At 63.6% G+C, this 23641-nt stretch carries 19 protein-coding genes and 1 riboswitch; of the genes, 12 read left to right on the forward strand and 7 right to left on the reverse strand.

Annotation, left to right across the window (positions count from 1 at the left end):
• The first annotated feature begins 9 nt into the window (after positions 1-9).
• From ACQ5BM_RS17845 to ACQ5BM_RS17865, 5 genes are all read left to right on the forward strand, one after another.
• Positions 10-1113 carry an ABC transporter ATP-binding protein gene (locus ACQ5BM_RS17845; RefSeq protein ID WP_429813845.1) on the forward strand — a complete coding sequence of 368 codons (1104 nt, stop codon included), beginning with the start codon at positions 10-12 and terminating at the stop codon, positions 1111-1113.
• A gap of 7 nt (positions 1114-1120) precedes the next feature.
• Positions 1121-2524, forward strand: coding sequence for a CehA/McbA family metallohydrolase (locus ACQ5BM_RS17850; protein ID WP_429813848.1), 1404 nt, complete (start codon positions 1121-1123; stop codon positions 2522-2524).
• A gap of 192 nt (positions 2525-2716) precedes the next feature.
• Positions 2717-6100: a hybrid sensor histidine kinase/response regulator gene (locus ACQ5BM_RS17855; protein WP_429813850.1), complete on the forward strand. Its 3384-nt coding sequence runs from the start codon at positions 2717-2719 to the stop codon at positions 6098-6100.
• Entirely contained in the window at positions 6093-7016 is a 924-nt protein-coding gene (locus ACQ5BM_RS17860; protein ID WP_429813853.1) for a response regulator, read from the forward strand. The genes ACQ5BM_RS17855 and ACQ5BM_RS17860 overlap by 8 nt, the downstream gene beginning before the upstream one ends.
• A gap of 97 nt (positions 7017-7113) precedes the next feature.
• Positions 7114-7614, forward strand: coding sequence for a hypothetical protein (locus tag ACQ5BM_RS17865; RefSeq protein ID WP_429813856.1), 501 nt, complete (start codon positions 7114-7116; stop codon positions 7612-7614).
• Between the two features lie 42 nt (positions 7615-7656).
• On the opposite strand, the gene ACQ5BM_RS17870 is transcribed toward ACQ5BM_RS17865, so the two are convergent.
• Positions 7657-8268, reverse strand: a complete 612-nt coding sequence (locus ACQ5BM_RS17870) for a glutathione S-transferase family protein (RefSeq protein ID WP_429813858.1) — start codon at positions 8266-8268, stop codon at positions 7657-7659.
• A gap of 94 nt (positions 8269-8362) precedes the next feature.
• Between ACQ5BM_RS17870 and ACQ5BM_RS17875 the strand changes: the two genes are divergently transcribed.
• Entirely contained in the window at positions 8363-9082 is a 720-nt protein-coding gene (locus ACQ5BM_RS17875; protein ID WP_429813861.1) for a helix-turn-helix transcriptional regulator, read from the forward strand.
• A gap of 79 nt (positions 9083-9161) precedes the next feature.
• Here ACQ5BM_RS17875 and ACQ5BM_RS17880 read toward each other — a convergent pair whose 3' ends face one another.
• Positions 9162-10487, reverse strand: a complete 1326-nt coding sequence (locus tag ACQ5BM_RS17880) for a dicarboxylate/amino acid:cation symporter (protein WP_334197084.1) — start codon at positions 10485-10487, stop codon at positions 9162-9164.
• 228 nt (positions 10488-10715) lie between these two features.
• Between ACQ5BM_RS17880 and ACQ5BM_RS17885 the strand changes: the two genes are divergently transcribed.
• From ACQ5BM_RS17885 to thiC, 3 genes are all read left to right on the forward strand, one after another.
• The gene (locus ACQ5BM_RS17885; protein WP_429813864.1) at positions 10716-12584 is read left to right on the forward strand and encodes a sensor histidine kinase; all 1869 of its coding nucleotides are present in this window, start codon (positions 10716-10718) and stop codon (positions 12582-12584) included.
• 3 nt (positions 12585-12587) lie between these two features.
• Positions 12588-13952, forward strand: a complete 1365-nt coding sequence (locus tag ACQ5BM_RS17890) for a sigma-54-dependent transcriptional regulator (protein WP_429813866.1) — start codon at positions 12588-12590, stop codon at positions 13950-13952.
• Positions 13953-14049: 97 nt separating this feature from the next.
• Positions 14050-14178: riboswitch (TPP riboswitch) on the forward strand.
• Between the two features lie 90 nt (positions 14179-14268).
• On the forward strand, positions 14269-16086 hold the full coding sequence (thiC, locus tag ACQ5BM_RS17895) for a phosphomethylpyrimidine synthase ThiC (RefSeq protein ID WP_429813869.1): 1818 nt from the start codon (positions 14269-14271) through the stop codon (positions 16084-16086).
• A 231-nt stretch (positions 16087-16317) separates the two neighbouring features.
• Here the strand turns inward: thiC and ACQ5BM_RS17900 are convergent, their stop codons facing one another.
• Entirely contained in the window at positions 16318-16497 is a 180-nt protein-coding gene (locus ACQ5BM_RS17900) for a hypothetical protein (protein ID WP_429813871.1), read from the reverse strand.
• Between the two features lie 181 nt (positions 16498-16678).
• On the opposite strand from ACQ5BM_RS17900, the gene ACQ5BM_RS17905 reads away from it, so the two are divergent.
• Positions 16679-17290: a hypothetical protein gene (locus tag ACQ5BM_RS17905; RefSeq protein WP_429813873.1), complete on the forward strand. Its 612-nt coding sequence runs from the start codon at positions 16679-16681 to the stop codon at positions 17288-17290.
• Between the two features lie 162 nt (positions 17291-17452).
• On the opposite strand, the gene ACQ5BM_RS17910 is transcribed toward ACQ5BM_RS17905, so the two are convergent.
• The 3 genes from ACQ5BM_RS17910 to ACQ5BM_RS17920 are packed head-to-tail and all read right to left on the reverse strand — an operon-like array spanning position 17453 to position 21104.
• Positions 17453-18691, reverse strand: a complete 1239-nt coding sequence (locus tag ACQ5BM_RS17910; RefSeq protein ID WP_429813874.1) for a Zn-dependent hydrolase — start codon at positions 18689-18691, stop codon at positions 17453-17455.
• Positions 18692-18719: 28 nt separating this feature from the next.
• Positions 18720-19895 carry a M20 aminoacylase family protein gene (locus ACQ5BM_RS17915; RefSeq protein WP_429813876.1) on the reverse strand — a complete coding sequence of 392 codons (1176 nt, stop codon included), beginning with the start codon at positions 19893-19895 and terminating at the stop codon, positions 18720-18722.
• A 3-nt stretch (positions 19896-19898) separates the two neighbouring features.
• On the reverse strand, positions 19899-21104 hold the full coding sequence (locus tag ACQ5BM_RS17920; protein WP_429813878.1) for a diaminopropionate ammonia-lyase: 1206 nt from the start codon (positions 21102-21104) through the stop codon (positions 19899-19901).
• A 159-nt stretch (positions 21105-21263) separates the two neighbouring features.
• Between ACQ5BM_RS17920 and ACQ5BM_RS17925 the strand changes: the two genes are divergently transcribed.
• Positions 21264-21758: an Lrp/AsnC family transcriptional regulator gene (locus ACQ5BM_RS17925; RefSeq protein ID WP_429813881.1), complete on the forward strand. Its 495-nt coding sequence runs from the start codon at positions 21264-21266 to the stop codon at positions 21756-21758.
• 305 nt (positions 21759-22063) lie between these two features.
• Complete coding sequence (locus ACQ5BM_RS17930; protein WP_429813883.1) at positions 22064-22513, forward strand: pyridoxamine 5'-phosphate oxidase family protein; 450 nt, start codon at positions 22064-22066, stop codon at positions 22511-22513.
• 67 nt (positions 22514-22580) lie between these two features.
• On the opposite strand, the gene ACQ5BM_RS17935 is transcribed toward ACQ5BM_RS17930, so the two are convergent.
• Entirely contained in the window at positions 22581-23417 is an 837-nt protein-coding gene (locus ACQ5BM_RS17935; protein ID WP_429813886.1) for a universal stress protein, read from the reverse strand.
• Between the last annotated feature and the right edge of the window lie 224 nt (positions 23418-23641).

Consider the following 23641-nt stretch of genomic DNA (forward strand, 5'->3'; position numbering starts at 1 on the left):
AAATCCGCCATGGCCTCTGTCGAATTCCAAAACGTCTCCAAGAGCTTCGGCGCCTTCGTCGCCGTTCCCGACATCAGCTTCCAAATCGCCGATGGTGAGTTCATCTGCCTGCTCGGCCCTTCCGGCTGCGGCAAGACGACGAGCCTTCGCATGATCGCCGGCCTCGAAACGCCAACGTCGGGCCGGGTGATGATCGGCGGCCGCGACGTCACCTATCTGCATCCGAAGGACCGCGGCATTTCCATGGTCTTCCAGGATTATGCGCTCTATCCGCACATGAACATCGCCGACAACATCGCCTATCCCTTGAAGGTGCGCGGCGAGCAGGAAACCAAGCGCCACGCCCGGGCCAAGGAGGTGGCCGACGTGCTGAAGATCGGTGATCTCCTGAAGCGCCTGCCGAGCCAGATTTCCGGCGGCCAGCAGCAGCGCACCTCGCTCGCCCGCGCGCTCGTCTATCCGAGCGAGGTCTACCTTTTCGACGAGCCGCTCTCGAACCTCGACGCGAAATTGCGCCTCGAAGCCCGCGGTTTCTTGAACCATCTGCAGCGCGACATGGGCATGACAGCGGTCTATGTCACCCACGACCAGGCCGAGGCCATGGCGCTCGCCACCCGCATCGCGGTCATGGACAAGGGCCGGATCGTGCAGTTTGCGCCGCCGATCGAGATCTATCGCCGGCCGGCGACCACCTTCGTCGCCAATTTCGTCGGCAACCCGCCAATGAACCTTGTTGCCGTCGAAGCATCCATCGGCGAAGGAGCGCTGCATCTCAACGCTGACGGTCTTCAGGTCGCGCCGATCGTACTTAACGACGCCATCGCCAACGCGGCAAAGGCCGGAAAGATGACGCTCGGCGTCCGACCGGAGCATTTGCGCGTCGCCGGCCCCACCGACCACAACATTCTTTCCGGCGCACTCTTCGCCAATGAGAACATGGGGCCGGAAAGCCTCGTCACCCTCGAGCGCGGCGACAATGGCCGCGTCACCGCGCGCATCTTTACCGACGACGAGATCAAAGTCGGTACCTCGGTGCACCTCGCCTTCGATACCAGGCACGTCACCCTCTTCGACGACAACGGCGCACGCATTCCCGCGGCCGGCGAGCGCTGAGGCGGCCATGCAGCAATTCGCCGTGCGGATCACCCGCAAGCACCAGGCCGCCGATCCCTATTTCTATGTGCCCTTCGATGTGCCGGACGGCGTGACACGGATCGACGTGACGCTCAGCTATCCGAAGTCCGAAGAATGCATCATCGATCTCGGTGCGCTCGATCCGCGCGCGACCGATTATCGGACCAGCCAAGGTTTTCGCGGCTGGAGCGGCGGGGCGCGCGACCGCTTCTTCATCGCCACCGACGACGCCACGCCCGGCTATGTCCATGGCGCGATACCACCCGGACGATGGAAGGTCATGCTGGGTCTCTACAAGATCCCTGACGACGGCGTCGAGGCACTGGTGACCATCGACTATGATGGCAGTCCGCGCGCGATCGCACCGCATCCGGTGCGACAGTTCCCGATACGCAAGAGACCCGGCTGGTATCGCGGCGACCTGCACTGCCACACCTTCCATTCGGATGCGGCAGGCTCGCCGGAACTGTTGCACACCGCAGCGCGCCAGGCAGGGCTCGACTTCCTCGCGGTTGCCGACCACAACACGATCACCCAGCGACGTTATTTTCATCCGCACTCTTCTCCAAACCTCGTCTTCGTGCGTGCCATGGAAGTCACCACTGCGGTCGGCCACGCCAATGTCTTTGGCGTCGACGACTGGATTGATTTCCGCATGACGAGACCCGAGCACGCCCACACGCTCGCGCGCCTGGTGCATGAGCGCGGCGGACTGCTTTCGATCAACCACGACAAGCCGACGATCCCCTGGGACTACGAGTTGCCGAAGATCGATTGCATGGAGGTCTGGCAATCCCACTGGCTTGCCTGGAACTGGGTGTCCTTGGAGCGCTACCAGCAGCGCCTCGCCTCAGGCATGAAGATCTCCGCCATCGGCGGGAGCGACTTTCACCAGCCGGCCCGCCTGATGCCGGAAGGCCCCCTGGTCCTCGCCCGTCCGACGACCGTGCTTCATCTCGAGGAACTATCCGAAGAGGCCGTGCTCGGCGCCATGAAATGCGGCCGCGGCTATGTCACGGAGAGCCCAACGGGACCGCATCTGGAACTCACTGCCAATGGTGAGCCGATGGGATCGACCGTTGCCGGCCCCGTGGCAGCGGATGCGCAGGTTCGCGGCGCCAAAGGCGACAAGCTGATGTGGCTCGATGCCTCGGGCGTCATCGGTGAACAGGTGATCGAAGCCGACGACTGGACCGGCCAGTATGTCGGCGCGCCCGATCGCTTCCTGCGCACCGAGATCGTTTCAACCGCAAGCCGCGGCGGGATCGTCGAGGCATTCCGGGAGGCCCTTCGCGGCAAGGGCTTGCCCTGGCAGCTTTCCGAGGACGATCTTGCGAACCGTACGATCCGCCGCGCCATCAGCAACCCGATCTATTGCCGGCCCAGCTAACGGCGTACTGCATTCAAGAACTTCCGGGCCGTTCTGGGCAGCCATCCGGTTCGGCACTTACAGCCCGAAACCGGAGGGTCCGGTTTTTTCCGTGTGGACCATCACATTTTCCCCGTTGCAGCAATTTTAAGCAGAAATATTCCGTGCTAAGAAAAAGTGCAGAAACTCCCTCGACGGCACGTTAGGACCCCCATGGCGGCACGCCAGCGCATCATTCCCATAAGGCGGGAATACAATCGTTGGGTCGCCAACCAGACGCTTGAAGACTATGCGCTGCGCTTCACCGCCAAGAGCGCGCGGCGCTTCTCCTCGGAGCGCATCTCGCAGACCGCCATCGGTGCCATCTCCTTCCTGGCACTGGAAGCCATCGGCGGCGCGATCACCATGTCCTACGGCACCACCAATGCGATCGTCGCGATCCTGGTCGCAAGCCTGATGATCCTGACCGTAGGACTGCCGATCAGCCGCTATGCCATCCGCCACGGGGTCGACATCGATCTGCTCACCCGCGGCGCCAGCTTCGGCTATATCGGCTCGACGCTGACCTCGCTGATCTATGCGAGCTTCACCTTCATCCTCTTCGCGATCGAGGCCTCGATCATGTCGGGGGCGCTCGAACTGGCGCTCGGCATCCCCTTGTGGGTCGGCTACATCGTCAGCGCTGCCGTCGTCATCCCGCTCGTCACCCACGGTGTGCGGCTGATCAGCAAGTTCCAGCTTTTGACCCAGCCCTTCTGGATCGTGCTCAACATCCTGCCCTTCGTCTTCATCGCGTTCGCCGATTGGGAGAAGGTCGGCGCCTGGCTTGCCTATTCCGGCATTCATCACGCCTCGGGCCCTCCCGGCACGCTTGCGCCCTTCGGTCTCGTCGAATTCGGTGCAGCGTCGGCCGTGATCTTCGCGCTGATGGCGCAGATCGGCGAGCAGGTCGACTTCCTGCGCTTCCTGCCGCCGGACGGGCAGCGCAAGCTGCATCATCGCATCGCCGTCTTCCTCGCCGGCTCCGGCTGGGTAATCGTCGGCGCGCCGAAGCTGCTTGCCGGGTCCTTTCTCGTCGTGCTGGCGCTATCGAGCGGCGTGCCCTCGACCAGGGCCGCTGATCCGGCGCAGATGTACTACACCGCCTTCGGCTACATGATTCCGTCCGAAACGGCTGCGCTGCTCTTGATGGTCGCCTTCGTCGTCGTGTCGCAGCTGAAAATCAACGTCATGAACGCCTATGCCGGCTCGCTTGCCTGGTCGAACTTCTTCTCGCGCCTGACCCACAGTCACCCGGGCCGCGTCGTCTGGCTGGTCTTCAATGTCGCCATCGCGCTTCTCCTGATGGAACTCGGTATTTATCGGCTGCTCGAAGAAACGCTCGGCGTCTTCTCGATCATCGCCATGGCTTGGCTCTGCACGATTTCGGCCGACCTCTTCGTCAACAAGCCGCTCGGCCTTTCTCCGCCGGGCATCGAGTTCAAGCGCGCCCATCTCTACGATATCAACCCGGTGGGACTCGGCGCCATGGCGATCTCGGCGACGGTCGCCCTGACGGCGCATTTCGGCGCCTTCGGCGAGATCGCCGCTTCGCTTGCGCCCTATATCGCGCTCGTCGCCGCCTTCATCGCCTCTCCGCTGATTGCCTGGTTGACAGACGGCAAATTCTACCTCGCCCGCAAACCACGCAGAAGCTGGGCAAACCAGAGCGAAATCGCCTGCTCGATCTGCGAGCATCCGTTCGAGCCGGAGGACATGGCCTGGTGCCCGGCCTATGCCGCACCGATCTGTTCGCTTTGCTGTTCGCTCGACAGCCGTTGCCATGACATGTGCAAGCCGAAGGCGCGCTTCAACGCTCAGGTCGCAGCCGTCGCCAACATCCTGCTTCCGCGCACCGTCACGGAAAAGCTGGCAACACGCCTCGGCCGCTACGCGATCTGCGCGATCCTCTCGATTGCCGGCATCGGCTTGATCCTGGCGATGATCGCGCACCAGACCGCCGGCGCTACTCCGGAGACCGCCGCCGTCGTCGAACGCACCATCGCCGTCGTCTTCTTCGTCTTCGCCGTGCTCGCGGGCATTGTCTCCTGGTTCTATGTGCTCGCCCATGACAGCCGCGTCGTTGCGGAAGAAGAATCCTCGCGCCAGAACACCCTCCTTCTGAAAGAAATCGCCGCTCACAAGAAGACGGACGCGGCGCTGCAGCAGGCGAAGGAAACGGCGGAGGCGGCCAATCGTGCCAAGAGCCGCTATGTCGTCGGTCTCAGCCACGAACTCAGGACGCCGCTCAACGCCGTACTCGGCTATGCCCAGGTGCTGGAGCGCGACGAGACCATTCCGCCGGCCCGACAGGGCGCGATCAAGGTGATCAAGCGCAGTGCCGATCATCTCTCCGGCCTGATCGACGGGTTGCTGGATATTTCCAAGATCGAGGCCGGCAAGCTGCAGATCTATTCCAACGAGATCAACATTCACGACTTCCTCGACCAGATCGTCGAGATGTTCCGACCGCAGGCGCAGGCCAAGGGCATCACCTTCGAACACGAGCGCGCCGCGAGCCTACCGCGCTATGTGAAGACCGACGAGAAGCGTCTGCGCCAAATCCTCGTCAACCTTCTCTCCAACGCGCTGAAGTTCACCGAGCGCGGCGGCATCCGCCTGGACGTCGCCTATCGAAGCCAGGTTGCGACCTTCACGATTGCCGACAGCGGCCGCGGCATTGCGGACAAGGACCTGCCGCGCATTTTCGACCCCTTCCAGCGCGGCGAGGCCGAGCATCAAGGCAACATGCCGGGCCTCGGCCTGGGGCTGACGATTACCCGACTTCTGACGCAGACGCTCGGCGGCGAAATCGCCGTGACCAGTAAGCTCGGCGAAGGCACCAGCTTCCGCGTCCGGCTGATGCTTTCGGCAATCGACCGTCCGGCGCTTGCAGCGCCCGTCCGGCGCATCACCTCCTATCTCGGCCCGCGGCGCACGATCGTTGTCGTCGACGACAATGCCGATCATCGCGCCCTGATGCGTGAAATCCTCCTGCCCATGGATTTCACGGTCTTCGCCGTTCCATCCGGAGGCGACTGCCTCTCTCTCCTTGAAGACGTCAGCCCGGACCTCTTCTTGATCGACATTTCGATGCCGGGCATGAACGGCTGGGAACTCGCCGGACGACTGCGCGAAATCGGACAAATGGCGCCGATCATCATGCTGTCGGCCAACATCGGCGACGGATCGACCATCGGCTCTTTCACCGGCCACGACGACACGCTCGCCAAGCCCTTCGTCGTCGGGCAACTCGTCGACAAGCTTGCGGTCCATCTCGGTCTGACCTGGATCCACGAAGGCGAAGAAAAACTGCATACCGCCCCAATTGCCCGGCCGATGACGCGCCCGCATCTCCACCATGTCCAGGAACTGATCCGCCTCGGCGAGATCGGCTACATCCGGGGCATCGAGGCCAAACTGACGGAGATCGCGATGAAGCCCGAACATCAATCCTTTGTCGAAGAAGCCCGTTCCTATGTGCAGGCCTTCGATCTCTCGGGCTACGACGCCTTCCTCAAAAATGGCACCCAAGAAGGAGGCGACGCTCGTGGCTGAGACCTACGACCGCCGGGACATCGTTCTGCTCGTCGACGATTCACCGGAAGCCCTCGGTTTCCTCACCGAGGCCCTGGAGCAATCGGGCTTTTCCGCGCTGATCGCCACGTCGGGCAATGCCGCGCTGTCGATTGCGGAGCGCATAACCCCCGACGTCATTCTGCTGGACGCCGTCATGCCTGGCATGGACGGCTTCGAGACGTGCCGGCGCCTCAAGGCCAATGCCGCCGTCGGCCAGACACCGGTACTGTTCATGACCGGATTGACGGAGACCGAGCATGTTGTTCGCGCCCTTGAGGCTGGCGGCGTCGACTATTTGACCAAGCCGATCAACATCGACGAACTGAGGGCGCGCATCCGCGTTCATTTGTCCAATGCGCGCTCGGCCCAGAGCGCGCGGGTCGCGCTCGATGCCGCCGGGCGCCACCTGCTGGCGGTTCGCGCCGATGGCGGTATCTGCTGGTCGACGCCTCAGGCGACCCGCCTCGTCAATGCCGCAACCGGCCGCGACGATGGATTGGGTACGGTTACGAAACGCATCGCGCGCTGGATGGAAAGCCGCACCCGAGGAGCGTCATCGCACGAGGAGAGCTTCACGCTCGACCAGCCGGGCCAATCGGGCCTGCAGATATCCTACCTCGGTGGTATCGGCCCGAACGAGTATCTCTTTCGCCTGACGGCCGAGAACCGGCTGACGGACGATGAAATGCTGCGCCAGCATTTCGCGCTGACGCAGCGGGAATCCGAAGTGCTGCTCTGGATCGCCAAGGGCAAGGCGAACCGCGACATCGGCGAGATCCTGGGCCTGAGCGCGCGTACCGTAACCAAGCATCTAGAACAGATCTATGTGAAGCTCGGCGTCGAGAACCGGGCGTCGGCCGCCGTCAAGGCCACGCAGGTTCTGCACGGGATCTGAGGCGAAGAACGGAACATCCGCCACACTGACGCGTTCGGCTGGTGATCACGACGCCCACTGATGTACTATCGACGCCGCTGAACGGAGGGTTGCATCCATGCCCCGTTGGTTGTTGCTTGTCGTCATGACCGCGCTCGCCCCTGGCGTTGGGCGCGCGGATGAGGGTGCATTCCTCAAGTCATTGGGTGGTAGCTGGGCGGGCGTTGGCGTCGTTCGTATCCGGACCAACATGTCTCCAATCACCGTTTCCTGCAGCTTCAACTCCGAGGCAACCGGCCTCGCGCTGTCGATGGCCGGCGTCTGCCGGGGGATGCTGCTGATCTCGCGCGCCATCGACGCGAAGCTGCGCTACACAGGTTCGACCTACAGCGGCTCTTATCTCGGCCCCCGTGGCGGGCGCGCCGGGCTCAACGGCAGTCGCCGTGGCGACGCGATCAATCTCACCATCCGCTGGGCCAAGGACGTCAACGGCGATCGTCGCGCCGATCTGACCGTACGCAAGATCGGCGCGAATGGAATGCAGTTGACGACGATTGATGTCGATCCCGCTTCGGGCAAGCAAGTGGTAACGAGCGAGATAAACCTCAAACGAAAATAGCGGAGGAATGCTGCCCTCTGCGCGAGCGGCCACTCAGTGCAGTCAGGCCGCGGCCGCGGCGCGAGTATCGTAGTCGGCGGTCCATTGCAGCGACGGACGCGCGCCACAACGCTCGACCCATGTCTTGACGGCATTGCTGTCCGGTGTCGCTGCAGGATACCAGGCAAAAGGTGAATGCAGCAGCAGGTCTACAGCCGTGTAGTGGTCGCCCATCAGATAGGGGCTATCCTTCAGCGCGCTTTCAAGGCGCTCGGCCATCTGCTTCGGACCGCGGAAGGTGAAATCCAGGTAGGGATGGGAAAGCCCCGCCGCCTGCATGATCAGCACGGGCTCGACCACGCCCGCATACCAGGCGAGCCAGCTCAGATACCGGCCGCGCTCCCGGTCGCCGGCAAGCGGCGCCAGCTTCTTTTCCGGGAAAAGGTCGGTCAGATACTGAATGATCGCAATGCTTTCCCATAGCACCACGCCATCATGCACAAGCAGCGGTACCTTGCCCTCCGGATGCGGGTTCTTCGGGTCCCTCCGACCACTGCCATCGCCGCGGGTGATGTCGACGATCTCGATCTCTACCTTGTCGATGGCGTCAAGTTCGCGAAGCAGCGTGATGATGCGCGACGAGCGCGAACGCGGGGCGTGAAACAGCGTCAGCATGATAAGGTTCCTCGGTTGCCTTTGCGGATGCGGGTCTTATACAGTCGCCCAACTGCCAGTTTTCGTCAGTAGGCTTCGTCCATCTTCCAAAGCCATGGCCCGTAGTGATCGTCTGTTCCGCCTGCTCCAGGCGCTTCGCACATTGCCCTCTCCGGTGACAGCCGCGCGCCTTGCCGAGGAAACCGGTGTGTCGTTGCGCTCGCTCTATCGTGACATCGACAGCCTGCGTGCTGCCGGCGCCGTTATCGACGGCGAACGCGGCTTTGGCTACCGGCTGACGGAGGACATCGCCTTGCCGCCGCAAACCTTCACGCGACTGGAGATCGAGGCGCTCGTGCTCGGCCTCGCAGAAGTGCAGCACATGGGCGAACCGGACCTCGCGGCGGCAGCAGGCGCGGTGCTTTCCAAGATAACGGCGACGTTGCCCGACCGGCTGCAGCGCCAGGCACTGCATGCCGCCTCGCAGGTCTATCGCTTCGAGCGCAGGGATCCGCCGGTGGCTGATGTCAGCCTTTTGCGCGAGGCCTGCTGGCAGGAGCGCGCCGTCGTCATCGGTTATGTGGACGCCGGGCAGAAACGGACTGACAGAAAGGTATTACCGCTCGCGATCGTCTATCTGGAGCAGATGCTGGTGCTGCTCGCATGGTGTTGCCTGCGCCAGGATTTCCGCAAGTTCCGCGTCGACCGCATCGCCGACATCAGGATGACGGACGAGAGTTTCCGTCCGCGCCGGGTGCCTATGCTCCGGGATTTCATCGCCTATCTCAACGCCGGCGCGCCTGAGAAGTCGAAGATGACGTTGAGCGATCAATAGGTCCAAGCGACGACGCGGCCCGTGTCGCCACGAGCCGCGTCTGGACTGCGCTTAGGCAGTCATGCCTTGGGAGGCAAGCTTATTCGGCTGGCTGCAGCGCCGGCTGCGGAACGGCGACAGGCGCGCGACCGCCGAGCGTCGCGGCCATCTGCGCTTCGTCCAACTCACCTTCCCACTTCGCGACGACGATCGTGGCGACCGCATTGCCGACGAAATTGGTGAGTGCGCGGCATTCCGACATGAAGCGGTCTATGCCGAGGATCAGCGCCATGCCGGCGACCGGCACGGCCGGTACGACCGAGAGCGTTGCGGCCAACGTGATGAAGCCGGCGCCGGTGATGCCGGCGGCACCCTTGGAGCTCAGCATGGCGACGAGCAGCAGCAGTACCTGGTCGCCGAGCGACAGCGGGATATCCATCGCCTGGGCGATGAAGAGAGCCGCCAGCGTCATGTAGATGTTAGTGCCGTCGAGGTTGAAGGAGTAGCCGGTCGGGATGACGAGACCGACGACCGAGCGCTTGCAACCGGCCTTTTCCATCTTGCTCATCAGCCCCGGCAGTGCAGCTTCCGACGAGGAGGTGCCGAGCACCAGCAGCAATTCTTCCTTGATGTAGCGGATGAGCGCGATGATCGAGAAGCCGTTGTAGCGGGCGACGGCGCCGAGAACCAGGAATACGAAGAGGAAGGACGTGAGATAGAACGTGCCGATCAGCATCGCCAGGTTGGCGATCGAGCCGACGCCGTATTTGCCGATGGTAAACGCCATGGCGCCGAAGGCACCGATCGGGGCGGCCTTCATCAGGATGCCGACGAGCTTGAAGACCGGCAGCGTCAGCGCGTGCAGGAAGTCGACGACCGGCTCGGCCTTCTTGCCGACCATCGCCAGCGCGAGACCAAAGAGAACGGAGACGAATAGCACCTGCAGGATGTCGCCTTCGGCAAAAGCACCGACCAGCGTCGTCGGGATGATGTTCGTCAGGAAGCCGGTGATCGTCTGCTCATGCGCCTTCTCGGCATAGGTCGTCACGGCCTTGACGTCGAGCGAGGCGGGATCGATGTGCATGCCGGAGCCGGGCTGGACGACATTGGCGACGATCAGGCCGATAACCAGCGCCAGCGTCGAGAAGGTCAGGAAGTAGATCATTGCCTTGCCGGCGACGCGGCCGACCTTGGCGAGATCGGTCATGCCGGCAATGCCAGTCGCAACCGTCAGGAAGATGACCGGCGCGATGATCATCTTGACGAGGCGGATGAAGGCGTCGCCGAGTGGCTTCAGCTCAGTGCCGAGCGACGGGTAGAAATGGCCGAGCAGAATGCCGGCCGCGATCGCCGCCAGGACCTGGACGTAGAGATGCCGATAGAAAGGTGTCTTGCCGCGCGGTTCCGCGGATTGGTCGATAATCATGAGATCCTCCACTGGACCCAGTCCGGCGTCATGCCGGGCCTCCCGGGTCAATTTCCGATGCGCGACAGCTCGGGCTGTCATGAGGATGCCATTTGCAACAGGCGTGCCAGTTCTCTGCGGTCAGAGCCAAACCATTGAATCGATGAGGACCTTTTGTGCATGCGGGTCGACGCGCACGAAGAGTTGAGCGGATTTCCGCACAAGTCATCTGGAAGTCTGAGCGGAAAAATGCACAATCAGGCGATGTTCAATGCCCCGTCCGCCCCCCTGAACCTGGCAGATCTCGACCGGTCCATGCGCCGCATCTGGCTGGTGTTTGCCGGCCTCGCTTTGGCGCTGCTCGTCGCCGGGCTTCTGTTCGCCGGCGAATATGGTCGCAGCCAGGCACTCGAGACGGTCGATGCCCAAAGCCGGATCGACGCCAATCTGAAGGCTTCGCTGCTGCGCGCCGTGCTCGAGCGCCAACGCTCGACGCCGCTGGTGCTGGCGGACGACGTCGAGGTGAAGGCGGCACTTTCGACACGTGATGGCCAGGCGCTGCAGCGGCTGAACGAAAAGCTGCAAGCGCTCGCCGCCAATACGGACGCGGCCGTCATCTATGTGATCGGCACTGACGGCGTTGCGGTTGCCGCCAGCAACTGGGACGAACCGACGAGCTTCGTCGGCAACGACTACGCCTTCCGCGAATATTTCCGCGTGGCGATGCGCGACGGCAAGGCTGAGCACTTCGCCATGGGCACCGTCAGCAAGCGGCCGGGCCTTTACATCTCGCGTCGGGTCCAGGGCACTGACGGCCCGATCGGCGTCGTCGTCGCCAAGCTCGAGTTCGATGACGTCGAGGCGGAGTGGCTTGCGTCCGGCAAACCCGTCTATGTCACCGACCGGCGCGGCATCGTGCTGATCACCAGTTTTCCATCCTGGCGCTTCATGGCGACCAGAACCATTCCCCGCGATCGCCTCGCCGCTATCCGTGACAGCCTGCAATTTGGTGACGCTTCCCTGTTGCCGCTGCCGTTTCGCGATATCGAGCCCACCAGTAACGGTTCCAGCGAGTTGCGCGCGCTGCTGCCGGGCGATAGGGAGCGACGGTTCCTGCGGGTCGAAACCATGGTCCCGACCACCAACTGGCGTCTCGAACAGCTCGCCCCGCTGGACGGCGCCCTGGCCGCAGCAACCCGGGAGGCCCGGCTGATCGCGCTGGCCGTGATCGTGCCGCTGCTGGCGCTGGTCGCCTTCCTCCTGCGTCGCCGCCAGGCGCTGACGCTGGCGGCGGCGAGGGAACGTGCCGCCCGTGACGAACTGGAGCGCCGCGTGGCGGAGCGTACCCGTGACTTGAGCCTTGCCCGCGATCATCTGGAAACGGAGATCGCCGACCACAGGCGCACCGGCGAGAAACTCCAGGCGGTTCAGCAAGAGCTGGTCCAGGCGAACCGGCTGGCGATCCTCGGCCAGGTGGCCGCCGGCGTCGCCCACGAGATCAACCAACCGGTCGCCACCATCCGCGCCTATGCCGACAATGCCCGCACCTTCCTCGAACGCGGCCAGCAGGAAACGGCAGTGGAGAACCTCGCCAGCATCGCAGACCTTACCGAACGGGTCGGCACCATCACCGATGAACTCCGGAGCTTTGCCCGCAAGGGCCGCTTCGTCGCCGAGCCGACACCGATGCGCGATGTGGTCGAAGGCGCGCTGATGCTCCTTCGCAGCCGCTTTGCCGGCCGCATGGATGCGATCGTCGTCGACCTGCCGGAAAACGGCCTCAGCGTGTTCGGCAACCGTATCCGTCTTGAACAGGTCCTGATCAATCTCCTGCAGAACGCGCTCGAAGCACTCGGCAATCGGACCGACGCCGAAATCCGCGTGCGTTGCGAGGACGGCCCCTCCGGCACCGTTTCGCTTGTCGTTGCCGACAATGGCCCGGGTATCCCGCAGCATATCCGCGACGATCTGTTCACGCCATTCAACACCTCCAAGGACGAAGGACTCGGCCTCGGTCTTGCCATCTCCAAGGAGATCGTCGCCGACTATGGCGGCGAGATATCAGTCGAAACCAGCGACAGGGGCACCGTCTTCACGGTCCGCCTGAAAAGGGCCTGAGCGATGCAGCCGTCCGTTTACCTCATCGACGACGACAACGATCTGCGCAGGGCGATGAAGCAGACGCTGGAGCTTGCCGGCCTTGCCGTCACCTCGCTTGCAAGTGCCGCTGAAGCGCTGGAGACGCTCGATGCCGATTTCGACGGCATCGTCGTCAGCGATATCCGCATGCCGGGCATCGATGGCCTGGCGTTCCATCGCCGCATCGCCGCCTTCGATGCCGACCTGCCGGTGATCCTGGTGACCGGCCACGGCGATATCCCGATGGCGGTGCAGGCGTTGCAGGATGGCGTCTATGACTTCATTCCCAAGCCCTTTGCCGCCGATCGGCTGGTGCAGAGCGTGCGGCGCGCGCTCGAAAAGCGCCGGCTGGTCATGGAGAACCGCGCGTTGAAACAGGCGGCGGAGACGGCCGGCGACAGCCTGCCGCTGATCGGCCAAACACCGGTCATGGAGCGGCTGCGGCAGACGATCCGGCACATCGCCGACACGGATGTCGACGTCCTCGTCGCCGGCGAAACCGGCAGCGGCAAGGAGGTGGTCGCCACCCTGCTCCACAATTGGAGCCGGCGCCGCAACGGCAACTTCGTCGCGCTGAACTGCGGCGCGTTGCCGGAAACGGTGATCGAAAGCGAACTCTTCGGCCACGAGCCGGGCGCCTTCACCGGCGCCTTGAAGAAGCGGGTCGGTCGCATCGAACACGCCAGCGGCGGCACGCTGTTCCTCGACGAGATCGAGGCGATGCCGCCGGCAACCCAGGTCAAGATGCTGCGTGTTCTTGAAGCCCGCGAGATTACGCCACTCGGCACCAATCAGGTCCGTCCCGTCGATATCCGCGTCATCGCCGCCGCAAAAATCGATCTCGGCGACCCGGCGCAGCGCGGTGACTTTCGCGAAGATCTCTACTTTCGATTGAACGTCGTGACGTTGTCGATCCCGCCGCTGCGCGAACGCCGTGACGACATCCCGCTGCTCTTCTCGCATTTCCTGACCCGGGCAGTCGAGCGCTTCAAGCGTGACGTGCCCGTCATCTCACCGACCGTGCAGCAGCACCTGATGACGCACAACTGGCCTGGCAATGTGCGCGAACTTTCGCATTTTGCCGAACGCGTCGCGCTCGGCGTCGAAGGCCCGTTGGCGCAGCCCGTTGCCTCGACCGAACAGTCCGGTTTCGCGCTGCCGGAGCGGCTCGAACGCTACGAGGCGGAGATCCTGAAGGAGGCGCTCCGAGCCCAGCGCGGCGACGTCAAGGCGACCATCGAAGCGCTCGGCATTCCGCGCAAGACCTTTTACGACAAGCTCCAGCGCCACGGCATCAACCGCGCCGACTATGCGGAGCGCGGCGTTCCGGAAAAACCTGGCCACTAGTGTCGAGTCCATATCCGGGAATACACGTTTAACCTGCATATTGAGCAACGGGCGAATTCGCGCTTGACGACCCGTGCCGTTCGATGGCTATCTTCTAGGCATTCACCAGGGGGGTCCCGCGAGGGGCTGAGATTCTGCTGGATGGCCGGCTCGCCGGCTGTGGCGCAGTGACCCGTTGAACCTGATCCAGTTCATACTGGCGTAGGGACGGTGCAGATATCGAAGCCAGGATTCTGTGCGTTCAGCACCTGGCGGCGCGTCTTTCATCCTTCCGGCATCAGAACTGGGTCTCCAATCGCAAACTTGGAGCCTCGTCATGAATATTGCCACAAAGCCCACCCCCCTCTCGGTCACCCAAGGTCCGCTTCCGGCATCCCGAAAAGTCCACAAGGCCGGCATCCTGCATCCGGATATCCGCGTGCCGATGCGTGAGATCGCACTGCACCCGACCTCGGGCGAACCGCCGGTCACGGTCTATGATTCCTCGGGCGCCTATACCGCCGACGATGCCGAAATCCGCATCGAGGAGGGGTTGCCGCGGCTCCGCCGCAACTGGATCGTCGCCCGCGGCGATGTGGAAACCTACGAGGGGCGCACCGTCCGGCCGGAGGACAACGGCTTTGCCAGCGGCGACCGGCTGACGCCGACCTTCCCGTTCCAGCATGCGCCGCTGAAGGCAGTGGCCGGCAAGGCGGTAACCCAGCTTGCCTATGCCCGCGCCGGCATCATCACGCCGGAAATGGAGTTCGTGGCGATCCGCGAAAACCTCGGCCGCGATGCGCGCGCGAAAGTTCGCGATGGCGAGAGCTTCGGCGCCCATATCCCCGATCATGTCACCCCGGAATTCGTGCGCCAGGAAATCGCCAGCGGCCGAGCGATCCTGCCCGCCAACATCAACCATCCGGAATCCGAGCCGATGATCATTGGTCGGAATTTTCTGGTGAAGATCAACGCCAATATCGGCAACTCCGCCGTCACCTCGTCGATGGCCGAAGAGGTCGAAAAGATGGTCTGGGCGACCCGCTGGGGCGCCGACACGGTCATGGACCTTTCGACCGGCCGCAACATCCACAACATCCGCGAATGGATCATCCGCAACTCGCCGGTTCCGATCGGCACCGTGCCACTCTACCAGGCGCTGGAAAAGGTCAACGGCATTGCCGAGGACCTCACATGGGAAGTCTATCGCGACACGCTGATCGAGCAGGCCGAACAGGGCGTCGACTATTTCACCATCCATGCCGGGGTGCGGCTGCATTACATCCCGCTCACCGTCGACCGTGTCACCGGGATCGTCTCGCGCGGCGGCTCGATCATGGCCAAGTGGTGTCTGCATCATCACAAGGAAAGCTTCCTCTACGAGCATTTCGAGGAGATCTGCGATATCTGCCGCGCCTATGACGTCTCCTTCTCGCTCGGTGATGGCTTGCGCCCCGGCTCGATCGCTGATGCCAACGACGCGGCGCAATTCGCCGAACTGGAGACGCTCGGCGAGCTCACGAAGATCGCCTGGGCCAAGGATTGTCAGGTGATGATCGAAGGCCCCGGTCACGTGCCGATGCACAAGATCAAGGAAAACATGGACAAGCAGCTCGCCGTCTGCGGCGAGGCGCCGTTCTACACGCTCGGACCGCTGACGACGGATATCGCTCCCGGCTACGACCACATCACCTCCGGCATCGGCGCCGCGATGATCGGCTGGTTCGGCACTGCGATGCTCTGCTACGTCACGCCGAAGGAGCATCTGGGCCTGCCGGACCGCAATGACGTCAAGGTGGGCGTCATCACCTACAAGATCGCCGCCCACGCCGCCGATCTCGCCAAGGGCCATCCCGCCGCGCAGGTGCGCGACGACGCGCTGTCACGCGCCCGCTTCGAGTTCCGCTGGGAGGATCAGTTCAACCTGTCGCTCGACCCGGAGACAGCCCGCAACTTCCACGACGAGACGCTGCCGAAGGAAGCGCACAAGGTGGCGCATTTCTGCTCCATGTGCGGCCCGAAGTTCTGCTCGATGCGGATCTCGCACGACATCCGCGCCGAAGCGCAGAAGGAAGGGCTGGAGGCGATGGCCGCGAAGTACCGCGAAGGCGGCGACCTCTATATGCCGGTCGGCGAAATCGAAGCCGAGGGGTAAAACGAAACGCGTCGGGAGGGAGCGCCGTTGCATTCCCTTCCGACGGCAAGGCAAATGCTTTGTCTATTTCGAGCCGGCGAGCGCCTCCCTTCTATCTCGGCGCCCAGCCGTCGCCCGGCGCCGATCGAGGTCAAATAGGTATCGCCCGGTCTCCAGTGACGCCGGACTGGCCGGGCTGCGCCAGTTCGTTTTCGCGGCAGAGCTGGCCGGAGCCGAGTTCGAGAGCCAAAATCAGCGAAGCGTCCCCAGATCTTCGCCGACCGCGATTTCCTCTCGCGAAGCGGCTTGGTCGAGGATGGCGAACAAGCGCGGATCGACAGGGCCGGCGACCTGCATCGCATCAGTGTCCGCCAGCCCATCGCCACCGGCTGCGCCGACCAAGACCAGCAGCAAGAAAGTCTGGTCCGTCAATGGGCGTTCCTTCCGGCGTTCCACCGCGCCGCTCGTGGAATAGCTTGTCCCCTCATCGGTTGAACGATATGTAGGGCTCGCGCAAAAGTCGCCGCCGGCGAACCTTCATTCGCGCTCAGCCGCCGTCCTCTGCCGCACAGAAGGTCTTGCAAGACGACGCCGGTTACACAAGGAGAAAGACTTGAGGACAAGCCTGCTGAGACTGACGGCCCTGTCGATAGGCGGCTTTCTGGCACTCGCTGGAGATTTGCCGCGCTTCGACGACAGCGGGAGTTTTGCCGCGGGCTTTTCCTGGATTCCCGCCGCCCATGCGGACGACGCCGATGACGGCGGCGGCAACGGTGAAAATGGCGCGGGCGGCAGCGACCAAGGTGGCGAAAACGGCGAGAGCGGTGCAAGCATCTCTGGCGATCGACGTCTCGCAGGCAGCGGTGGACGCGGAAGCGCCACATTCAGGGGCCCTGGTGGCGGAAGCGTCCAAAGCAACGGCGCAGAGGGCGGCGGCGATGCGGGCACCGGCGACGGTAGCGGCACAAACGGCGAGCCCGGCGGGACCGGCGCAGGCGGCGGAGGCGGCGCCGTCGGTTTGGATAGCGAGCGTCCCTCATTGTCGCGCGACTCACGAGATTACGGACCGACCGGCAGCGTCTGGCACGGCGGCAGCAGTTTCCTCAACCTTTTCCGCCGGACACCGGAAGAGCCTGCCGAGGGGAGCGGGCCAGAGTCCTCCACCCGGCAGAAGAGCGATGCAGGATCCCGCAGAAGCGCCGTTCACACGAAAACATTGCCTTGAAGAGGCGTCTGCTTCGTCGCGCCGAAGGGTGACCTGCGCTGGTCATCGCGGACAAAGGAGCGCCTGTGTCTGGATGTTCGAGCCAAGCCCGAGCATGACGGAGCGGAGGGAGGCGCGATATCGATCCTGTTTAATCAACGGACGCGCAATGCCCCTACCCCTCTAGCGACTACCCACCATCCGCTCGACCACGTCGAGCAGCACATCGGCGCCAGCGATAAGGTCATCCGGGTCGGTGTGTTCGCGCGGATTGTGGCTGATGCCGTCGCGGCTCGGAACGAAGATCATCGCCGTCGGCGCGATGCGGGCGATCATCTGGGCATCGTGACCGGCGCCGGAGGTCATCCGCCGGCTCTTCAGCCCGCGCGCATGCGCCGAGGCCTCGATGGCCGCGACGATGCCCTGATCGAACGCGACCGGCTGGAAGCGTGCCAGGCGCTCGACCGAGATCTCGACACCCTCTTCCTCGCCGATGCGGACAAGGAAATCTGCAAGCACCGTCTCCAGCGCCTGCAGCCGATCCTCGTCCGGATCGCGCAGATCGACGGTGAAGACCGCACGCGACGGGATGACGTTGATCGCGTCAGGCTCGAAGCACATGGTGCCGATTGTGGCCACGCTCAGCGCGTTCGAGCGGGCGATGTGCTCGCGCAGGAACAGACCAACGCGGGCGGCCGCAAGCCCGGCGTCGCAGCGCATCGCCATCGGCGTCGTGCCGGCATGGTTGGCGACGCCATCGATGGTGACGCGTTGCCAGGAGATGCCCTGCAAGTTTTCAACCGCACCTATCGCCGTCCCTTCACGCTCCAGCACCGGTCCCTGCTCGATATGGAGCTCGATATAGGCATGGGGCTTGAGAAACCCCGGCTCGACAGTGCCGGCATAGCCGATCCGCGCGAGTTCCTCGCCCAGCACCGCGCCATCCGTGCCGACGGTCGCGAGCGCGGTCTCGACAGATAGGCCCCCGGCGTAGACGAGTGAGCCGAGCATATCGGGTGCAAAACGCACGCCCTCCTCATTCGTGAAGGCGGCTACGACGATCGGCCGGGCCGGCGTCACGCCACGCTCCTTCAACGTCTCGATCACTTCCAGCGCGGCAATCACGCCGTAGCATCCGTCATAGATGCCGGCATTGATGACCGTGTCGATATGCGAGCCAAGCATGATCGGCGCTTCGCCGCTATTGCCCGTGTCGCGCCAGATGCCGAAGACATTGCCGATCCGATCGACCGCGACGTCGAGCCCGGCCATCTTTATCCAGGCGACGAGACGGTCGCGCCCCGCTCTGTCGTTGTCGGACCCGGCCAGTCGCGTCAATTGCCCCTGAGGATCGCGGCCGATTTCGCCAAGCTCGCGGATGCGCCCGGTCAGGCGCGCGGCGTCGATGGAATGCAATGGCATCTTTGTCCTGCTTTCATGCGGTTTCTGATCAGGGCCGGGTGTTGGCCGGCGCCAGTCGCTGCCGGACGATCTCGGCGTGGTAGCGCGCGCCGAAGATCAGGGCATCGTCGTTGAAGTCGTAGCGCGGATTGTGCAGCGGCGCAGACGCCTCACCGTTACCGATGAAGACGAAGCAGCCTGGCACATGCTCGAGAAAGCGCGCGAAATCTTCCGAACCGGTCATCGGCTCGGCGGCCGTTGCGACGTTCTCGGGGCCGAACACGGATTCCGCCGCGGCAAAGGCATGGCCGGTCAGCACCGGATCGTTGATGAGCGGCACGAACTCGCGTGTGTAGTTGACCTCGACTTCGCAGCCATAGGCGTCCGCCGTGCCCTTGGCGATCACGCGCATCTCCTCCTCGATCTTCGCGCTGACCTCCGGCCGGAAGCTGCGGGCATCGCCGAGGATGCGGGCAAGTCCCGGCAAGGCATTACGCGTGCCGTCGGTCAAAAGCTCGGTCACCGAAACGACGCCGATATCCGTCGGCGACAGGCGGCGCGAGACAATCGTCTGCAGGTTGACGACGGTGGCACAGGCGGCCACTAGCGTCTCGTTGCCCCAATGCGGCCGCGCCGCATGCCCGCCGACGCCTCTGAGCACGATCTCGAAATTGTCCTCTGCCGACATGATCGCGCCCACGCGGGTTTCGAAGCGGCCGACCGGCAGCCCCGGCATGTTGTGCAGGCCGTAGATCTCGTCGAAGGGGAAGCGCTCCATCAGGCCGTCGTTCAGCATGGCGAGCGCGCCTTTGCCCCACTCCTCCGCCGGCTGGAAGACGAAGCACACGCTTCCGTCGAAGCCGCCGTCTTCGGCGAGCATCTTGGCAGCGCCCAGCAGCATCGCCGTGTGGCCATCATGGCCGCAGGCGTGCATGGTGCCCGGCCGGGTCGAGCGATAGGATCGCTCTCCCTGCTCCGCAATGCGGAGCGCATCCATGTCGGCGCGAAGCGCGATTGCGCGATTGCCGCTGCCGCGTTTCAGCCGGCCCACGACACCGGTACCGCCGACACCCTCCACCACTTCGTCGATCCCGAATTCCCTCAACTTCGCCGCGACGAAGGACGAGGTGCGCTGCTCCTCGAAGCCGAATTCCGGGTGCGCGTGCAGATAGCGCCGCCAGGCCGTCATTTCCTCGACAAGCTGATCAAAATCCAGTTCCGCCATGGGTCACCCTCTTTCGTTCGAGCTGTTTGCAACCGCCTCGGGCGGCAATCCGACCAGGGCGGCATAACGCTCAGGGTCCGTCGCCCCCTCGGTATTGATGACGAAGACACGCGACTGGGCCGTCAATCCGAGCGCTTCGCGCAGTGCCGGATCCCGGGCTACCGCCAGCAGCCCGGCCAGACCGACGCCACCGCTTTCACCAGAGACGATCGCCGGGTCGGCGCCGGCGGGACGCGCCAGCCTGTTCATGACCGAAACGGCATCCTCTTCGGCGACGGTCATGAAGGCATCGGCCGCGCGCGACAGGATACGCCAGGCAACGAGCGACGGCTCGTAACATTCGAGCATCGCCATGATCGTCGGTTCGCCATGCGCCACCTTCACCGGATGTCCGGCCTTGGCGCTTTCGTAAAGGCAAGCAGCCCGCGCCGGATCGACGACGACGAAACGCGGACGCTTCGCGCCATAGCGCAGCGCCAGATGTCCCGCGGTGGCGGCGGCAATACCACCGACGCCCGCCTGTACGAAGACGTGGGTCGGCGGCCGATCCATTTGCCGAAGTGCTTCGCTGAGGAGCGCCGTGTAACCCTGCATCACCAGACCAGGGATATATTCGTAGCCCGGCCAGGACGTGTCGGAGACCACGGTCCAGCTGTGCGCCTCGCAAACCCGCGCGGCCTCCTCGACGGAATCGTCGTAGGTCCCCGCCACCCGAACGATCTCGGCGCCATAGTGAGCGATCGCGTCTATGCGCTTCTCGCTGACACCGGAATGCACGAAGATCACCGACTTCGCCCCGACGAGCCTGGCGCCCATGGCGACGGAGCGGCCGTGATTGCCGTCCGTGGCGCAGCCGAAGGTCATGCCGGCGGCAATCGCCTGGACCTCAGGCTGTTCGAGATCGTCGAGATCGAGGCTACGCCCGAGGCGCCGTTCCGCCTCCTCGATCACCAGGCCGATCACCGCGTAGGAGCCGCCAAGCGCCTTGAAGCTTCCAAGACCCAGGCGATGGCCCTCATCCTTGACGAAGACACCGGCGACGCCGAGCTCACTCGCCAAGGCGGGCAAAGCATGAAGCGGTGTTGGCCGATGATCCGCGCGCCGGGCAAGCTGCTGCTCGACCTTTTCGGCGGCCGAGAGCGACAGCATATCGGCATCTTCAGGCGCAAGATGATGGCCAAAATCGGCATGGGTATTGGCAAGGAACATGGTGCAATCTCCGTAGACCTTGCGAAAATCTATTTCGTTTTGGACGAGAAATGCGCTCTAAATGGCCAAAGCAAATGCAAGTTTGTAAATTTGGACCGGCCAAAGGGACCGATGTCCCGCTCACGGCTCACTCCGAACTCAGCAACCGACAGGCACCAGATGGCCCCCTCGAAAAAGCCCCAGATCGAACTCGACCGCTTCGATCTTGCGATCCTCGCCATCCTGCAGAAGGACAATTCGACACCCCAGCGCCAGATCGGCGAGGCGGTCAATCTGTCCGCTCCAGCCGTCCAGCGGCGGATCAAGCGCATGGAGGAAACCGGCGTCATCCGCGCCAATGTCGCGCTGGTCGATCCCGCGAGCGTCAACCAGGCGCTGACGATCCTGGTGGAGGTGGAGGTCGAGAGTGAGCAGATCGCCCTGCTCGACGCGGCAAAGGCGGCGTTCACCGGCGCGCCCGAGGTGCAGCAATGCTACTATGTCACCGGCGACGTCGATTTCATGCTCGTCGTGATCGTGCCGACAATGGCCGATTATGAAGCCTTCACGCGGCGGATGTTTTTCGGCAATCCGAACATCAAGCGCTTTCGCACTTTCGTGACGATGGACCCGGTCAAGGTCAGCCTGTCCGTGCCGATCGAAACGTCACGCTGAGCCACGCGGCTACTTCTCCCCGAGCGCCTTTTTCGTCGCTGCCGCCTCGAGCGGTTGACCGGCGCCGACCGATGTCGGGAAGGCGTCGACGGTTCCGAGCGACGAGGCGGGTACGTATCCGTCTCCGCCTTCGGGCTGGCGGAGACCAATCGTGTCTGCCGTCAGAGATTTTCGGGTCTTCCTCGGACACGCTCCGGAAAACGGCGACGCCCCTGAGGCGGATCGAACTTGAGCGAGATCAATGCCTCGATGCCCGATCGGCGGAGACTGACAGTTTGACGATCTCTTTCAAAAAGGAGAGCCTCATGTTGATCAGAGAAATGACGCGGCAGGAATGTCTCGACCTTGTCGCTCAGAACCACATCGCCCGCCTGGGCTGTGCCCGAAATAGCCAGCCCTATGTCGTTCCCATCCAGTATGCCTTGGCCGCCAACCGGCTCTACAGCTTTTCCATGCCGGGGCAGAAGATCGACTGGATGCGCGCCAATCCGCGTGTCTGCGTACTGATCGACACGGCAACGGACCAGCAGGATTGGCGAAGCGTCGTCATCCACGGGCGCTATCAGGAACTGCCGGACACGAAGCAATGGCATCACGAGCGCATGAACGCCTGGTCGTTGCTCGAACAGCGCGTCAACTGGTGGGAACCGGGCGGACTGAAGCTCGGGAAACAGCCCATTGCCGGCACATCCCCGCATCTCTTCTTCGAAATCGAGATCGACGACGTAAGCGGACGAGCGGCCTCTGCCGGCTGATCGCCGTAGGCGCGCAGGCAAATGGCTGCGCGCCCGGCCCTGCCAGTTGACGCCAGAGGCATGAAGATCAATGCGCCATGAGTACGGGGATCACGGCGTTTTCGAGCATCGAGCGGGTGACCCCGCCAAAGACCCGCTCGCGCATTCTGGAATGTCCGTAGGCACCCATGACGATCAGATCGGCCGCCACATCCGACGCAAACCGGTTGATCACGTCGTCAACCGGATGTCCGCCGCTCGGCAGTCTCTCGACGGAGACCGAAACGCCGTGCCGAGCAAGGTAGCCGGCGATATCGGCGCCGGGTTCCTCGCCGTTCTTGCCATAGGCGGCACGAGGATCGACCATCGTGACGTAAACGGTCTCGGCTCCGGTCAGCATGTCGAGCGCTTCACGTGCTGCGCGGGCAGCTTCCAGTCTGGAATTCCAGGCGAGTACCACGGTCTTCGGATCAAGCCGTGCGGGCTTGCCCCTGGGCATGATGAGGACCGGGCGAGCGGAGCTGAACAACGTCCCGTCGATGGTGCGTGAACGCAACTCCGGATCCAGCGTCAGACCATCACCGACCAGCGTCAGGTCGGCGTAGCGGGCGCGCTCGCCGATCTCATCGTCGGCCCAGGCGGCCTCGGTGTATTTCGTCTCGACGCTGAACGAGATGCTCTCCTTGGTCAGAACATCGGTCGCTCTTGCCGCGCAGGACTCGAGCTTGTCGACATCGCGCTGTCGCTCGTTCAGCCAATCGACGGAGATGGCGGCGGCATAATCCCCGATCGGTGGAGATGCGGCGAGCTTGACGATCAACAGGGAGAGGTGGGCGTTTGCGGATGCACAGACTTGTGCTGCCGCACGCAGATGCTCTGCGGAATGATCGACGCCGACGACGGCGAGAATGGTCTTGTATGTCATCGCGTTTTCTCCTCGTGACCAGATCTTGGGTCTGGATCAGCGTAGTAGAACGCCGAGCGACGGCATTGATCCCCGTCAACAGAAATCGCGGACATGGGCGTACAATCCTGGGAGAGGCTCCATGTTGCAGCTTGCTTTGCGCCACCACTCTCTGACCGCGAACGGGCGTGGGCGACGGAGTCCGCGACGGCCTCTGCCGCGAGAATACGTGACATCGAAGAATT

This window comes from Ensifer sp. B1-9, assembly GCF_050474445.1.
Classification (GTDB): domain Bacteria; phylum Pseudomonadota; class Alphaproteobacteria; order Rhizobiales; family Rhizobiaceae; genus Ensifer.

Coding starts and splice junctions, on each gene's coding strand:
- ACQ5BM_RS17870 (WP_429813858.1), bottom strand. CDS start 8,268: ATGCTGACGCTGTTTCACGCCCCGCGTTCGCGCTCGTCGCGCATCATC.
- ACQ5BM_RS17925 (WP_429813881.1), top strand. CDS start 21,264: ATGGCCCCCTCGAAAAAGCCCCAGATCGAACTCGACCGCTTCGATCTT.
- ACQ5BM_RS17845 (WP_429813845.1), top strand. CDS start 10: ATGGCCTCTGTCGAATTCCAAAACGTCTCCAAGAGCTTCGGCGCCTTC.
- ACQ5BM_RS17885 (WP_429813864.1), top strand. CDS start 10,716: ATGCACAATCAGGCGATGTTCAATGCCCCGTCCGCCCCCCTGAACCTG.
- ACQ5BM_RS17910 (WP_429813874.1), bottom strand. CDS start 18,691: ATGCCATTGCATTCCATCGACGCCGCGCGCCTGACCGGGCGCATCCGC.
- ACQ5BM_RS17890 (WP_429813866.1), top strand. CDS start 12,588: ATGCAGCCGTCCGTTTACCTCATCGACGACGACAACGATCTGCGCAGG.
- ACQ5BM_RS17880 (WP_334197084.1), bottom strand. CDS start 10,487: ATGATTATCGACCAATCCGCGGAACCGCGCGGCAAGACACCTTTCTAT.
- ACQ5BM_RS17865 (WP_429813856.1), top strand. CDS start 7,114: ATGCCCCGTTGGTTGTTGCTTGTCGTCATGACCGCGCTCGCCCCTGGC.
- ACQ5BM_RS17930 (WP_429813883.1), top strand. CDS start 22,064: ATGTTGATCAGAGAAATGACGCGGCAGGAATGTCTCGACCTTGTCGCT.
- ACQ5BM_RS17855 (WP_429813850.1), top strand. CDS start 2,717: ATGGCGGCACGCCAGCGCATCATTCCCATAAGGCGGGAATACAATCGT.
- thiC (WP_429813869.1), top strand. CDS start 14,269: ATGAATATTGCCACAAAGCCCACCCCCCTCTCGGTCACCCAAGGTCCG.
- ACQ5BM_RS17935 (WP_429813886.1), bottom strand. CDS start 23,417: ATGACATACAAGACCATTCTCGCCGTCGTCGGCGTCGATCATTCCGCA.
- ACQ5BM_RS17875 (WP_429813861.1), top strand. CDS start 8,363: ATGGCCCGTAGTGATCGTCTGTTCCGCCTGCTCCAGGCGCTTCGCACA.
- ACQ5BM_RS17915 (WP_429813876.1), bottom strand. CDS start 19,895: ATGGCGGAACTGGATTTTGATCAGCTTGTCGAGGAAATGACGGCCTGG.
- ACQ5BM_RS17920 (WP_429813878.1), bottom strand. CDS start 21,104: ATGTTCCTTGCCAATACCCATGCCGATTTTGGCCATCATCTTGCGCCT.
- ACQ5BM_RS17850 (WP_429813848.1), top strand. CDS start 1,121: ATGCAGCAATTCGCCGTGCGGATCACCCGCAAGCACCAGGCCGCCGAT.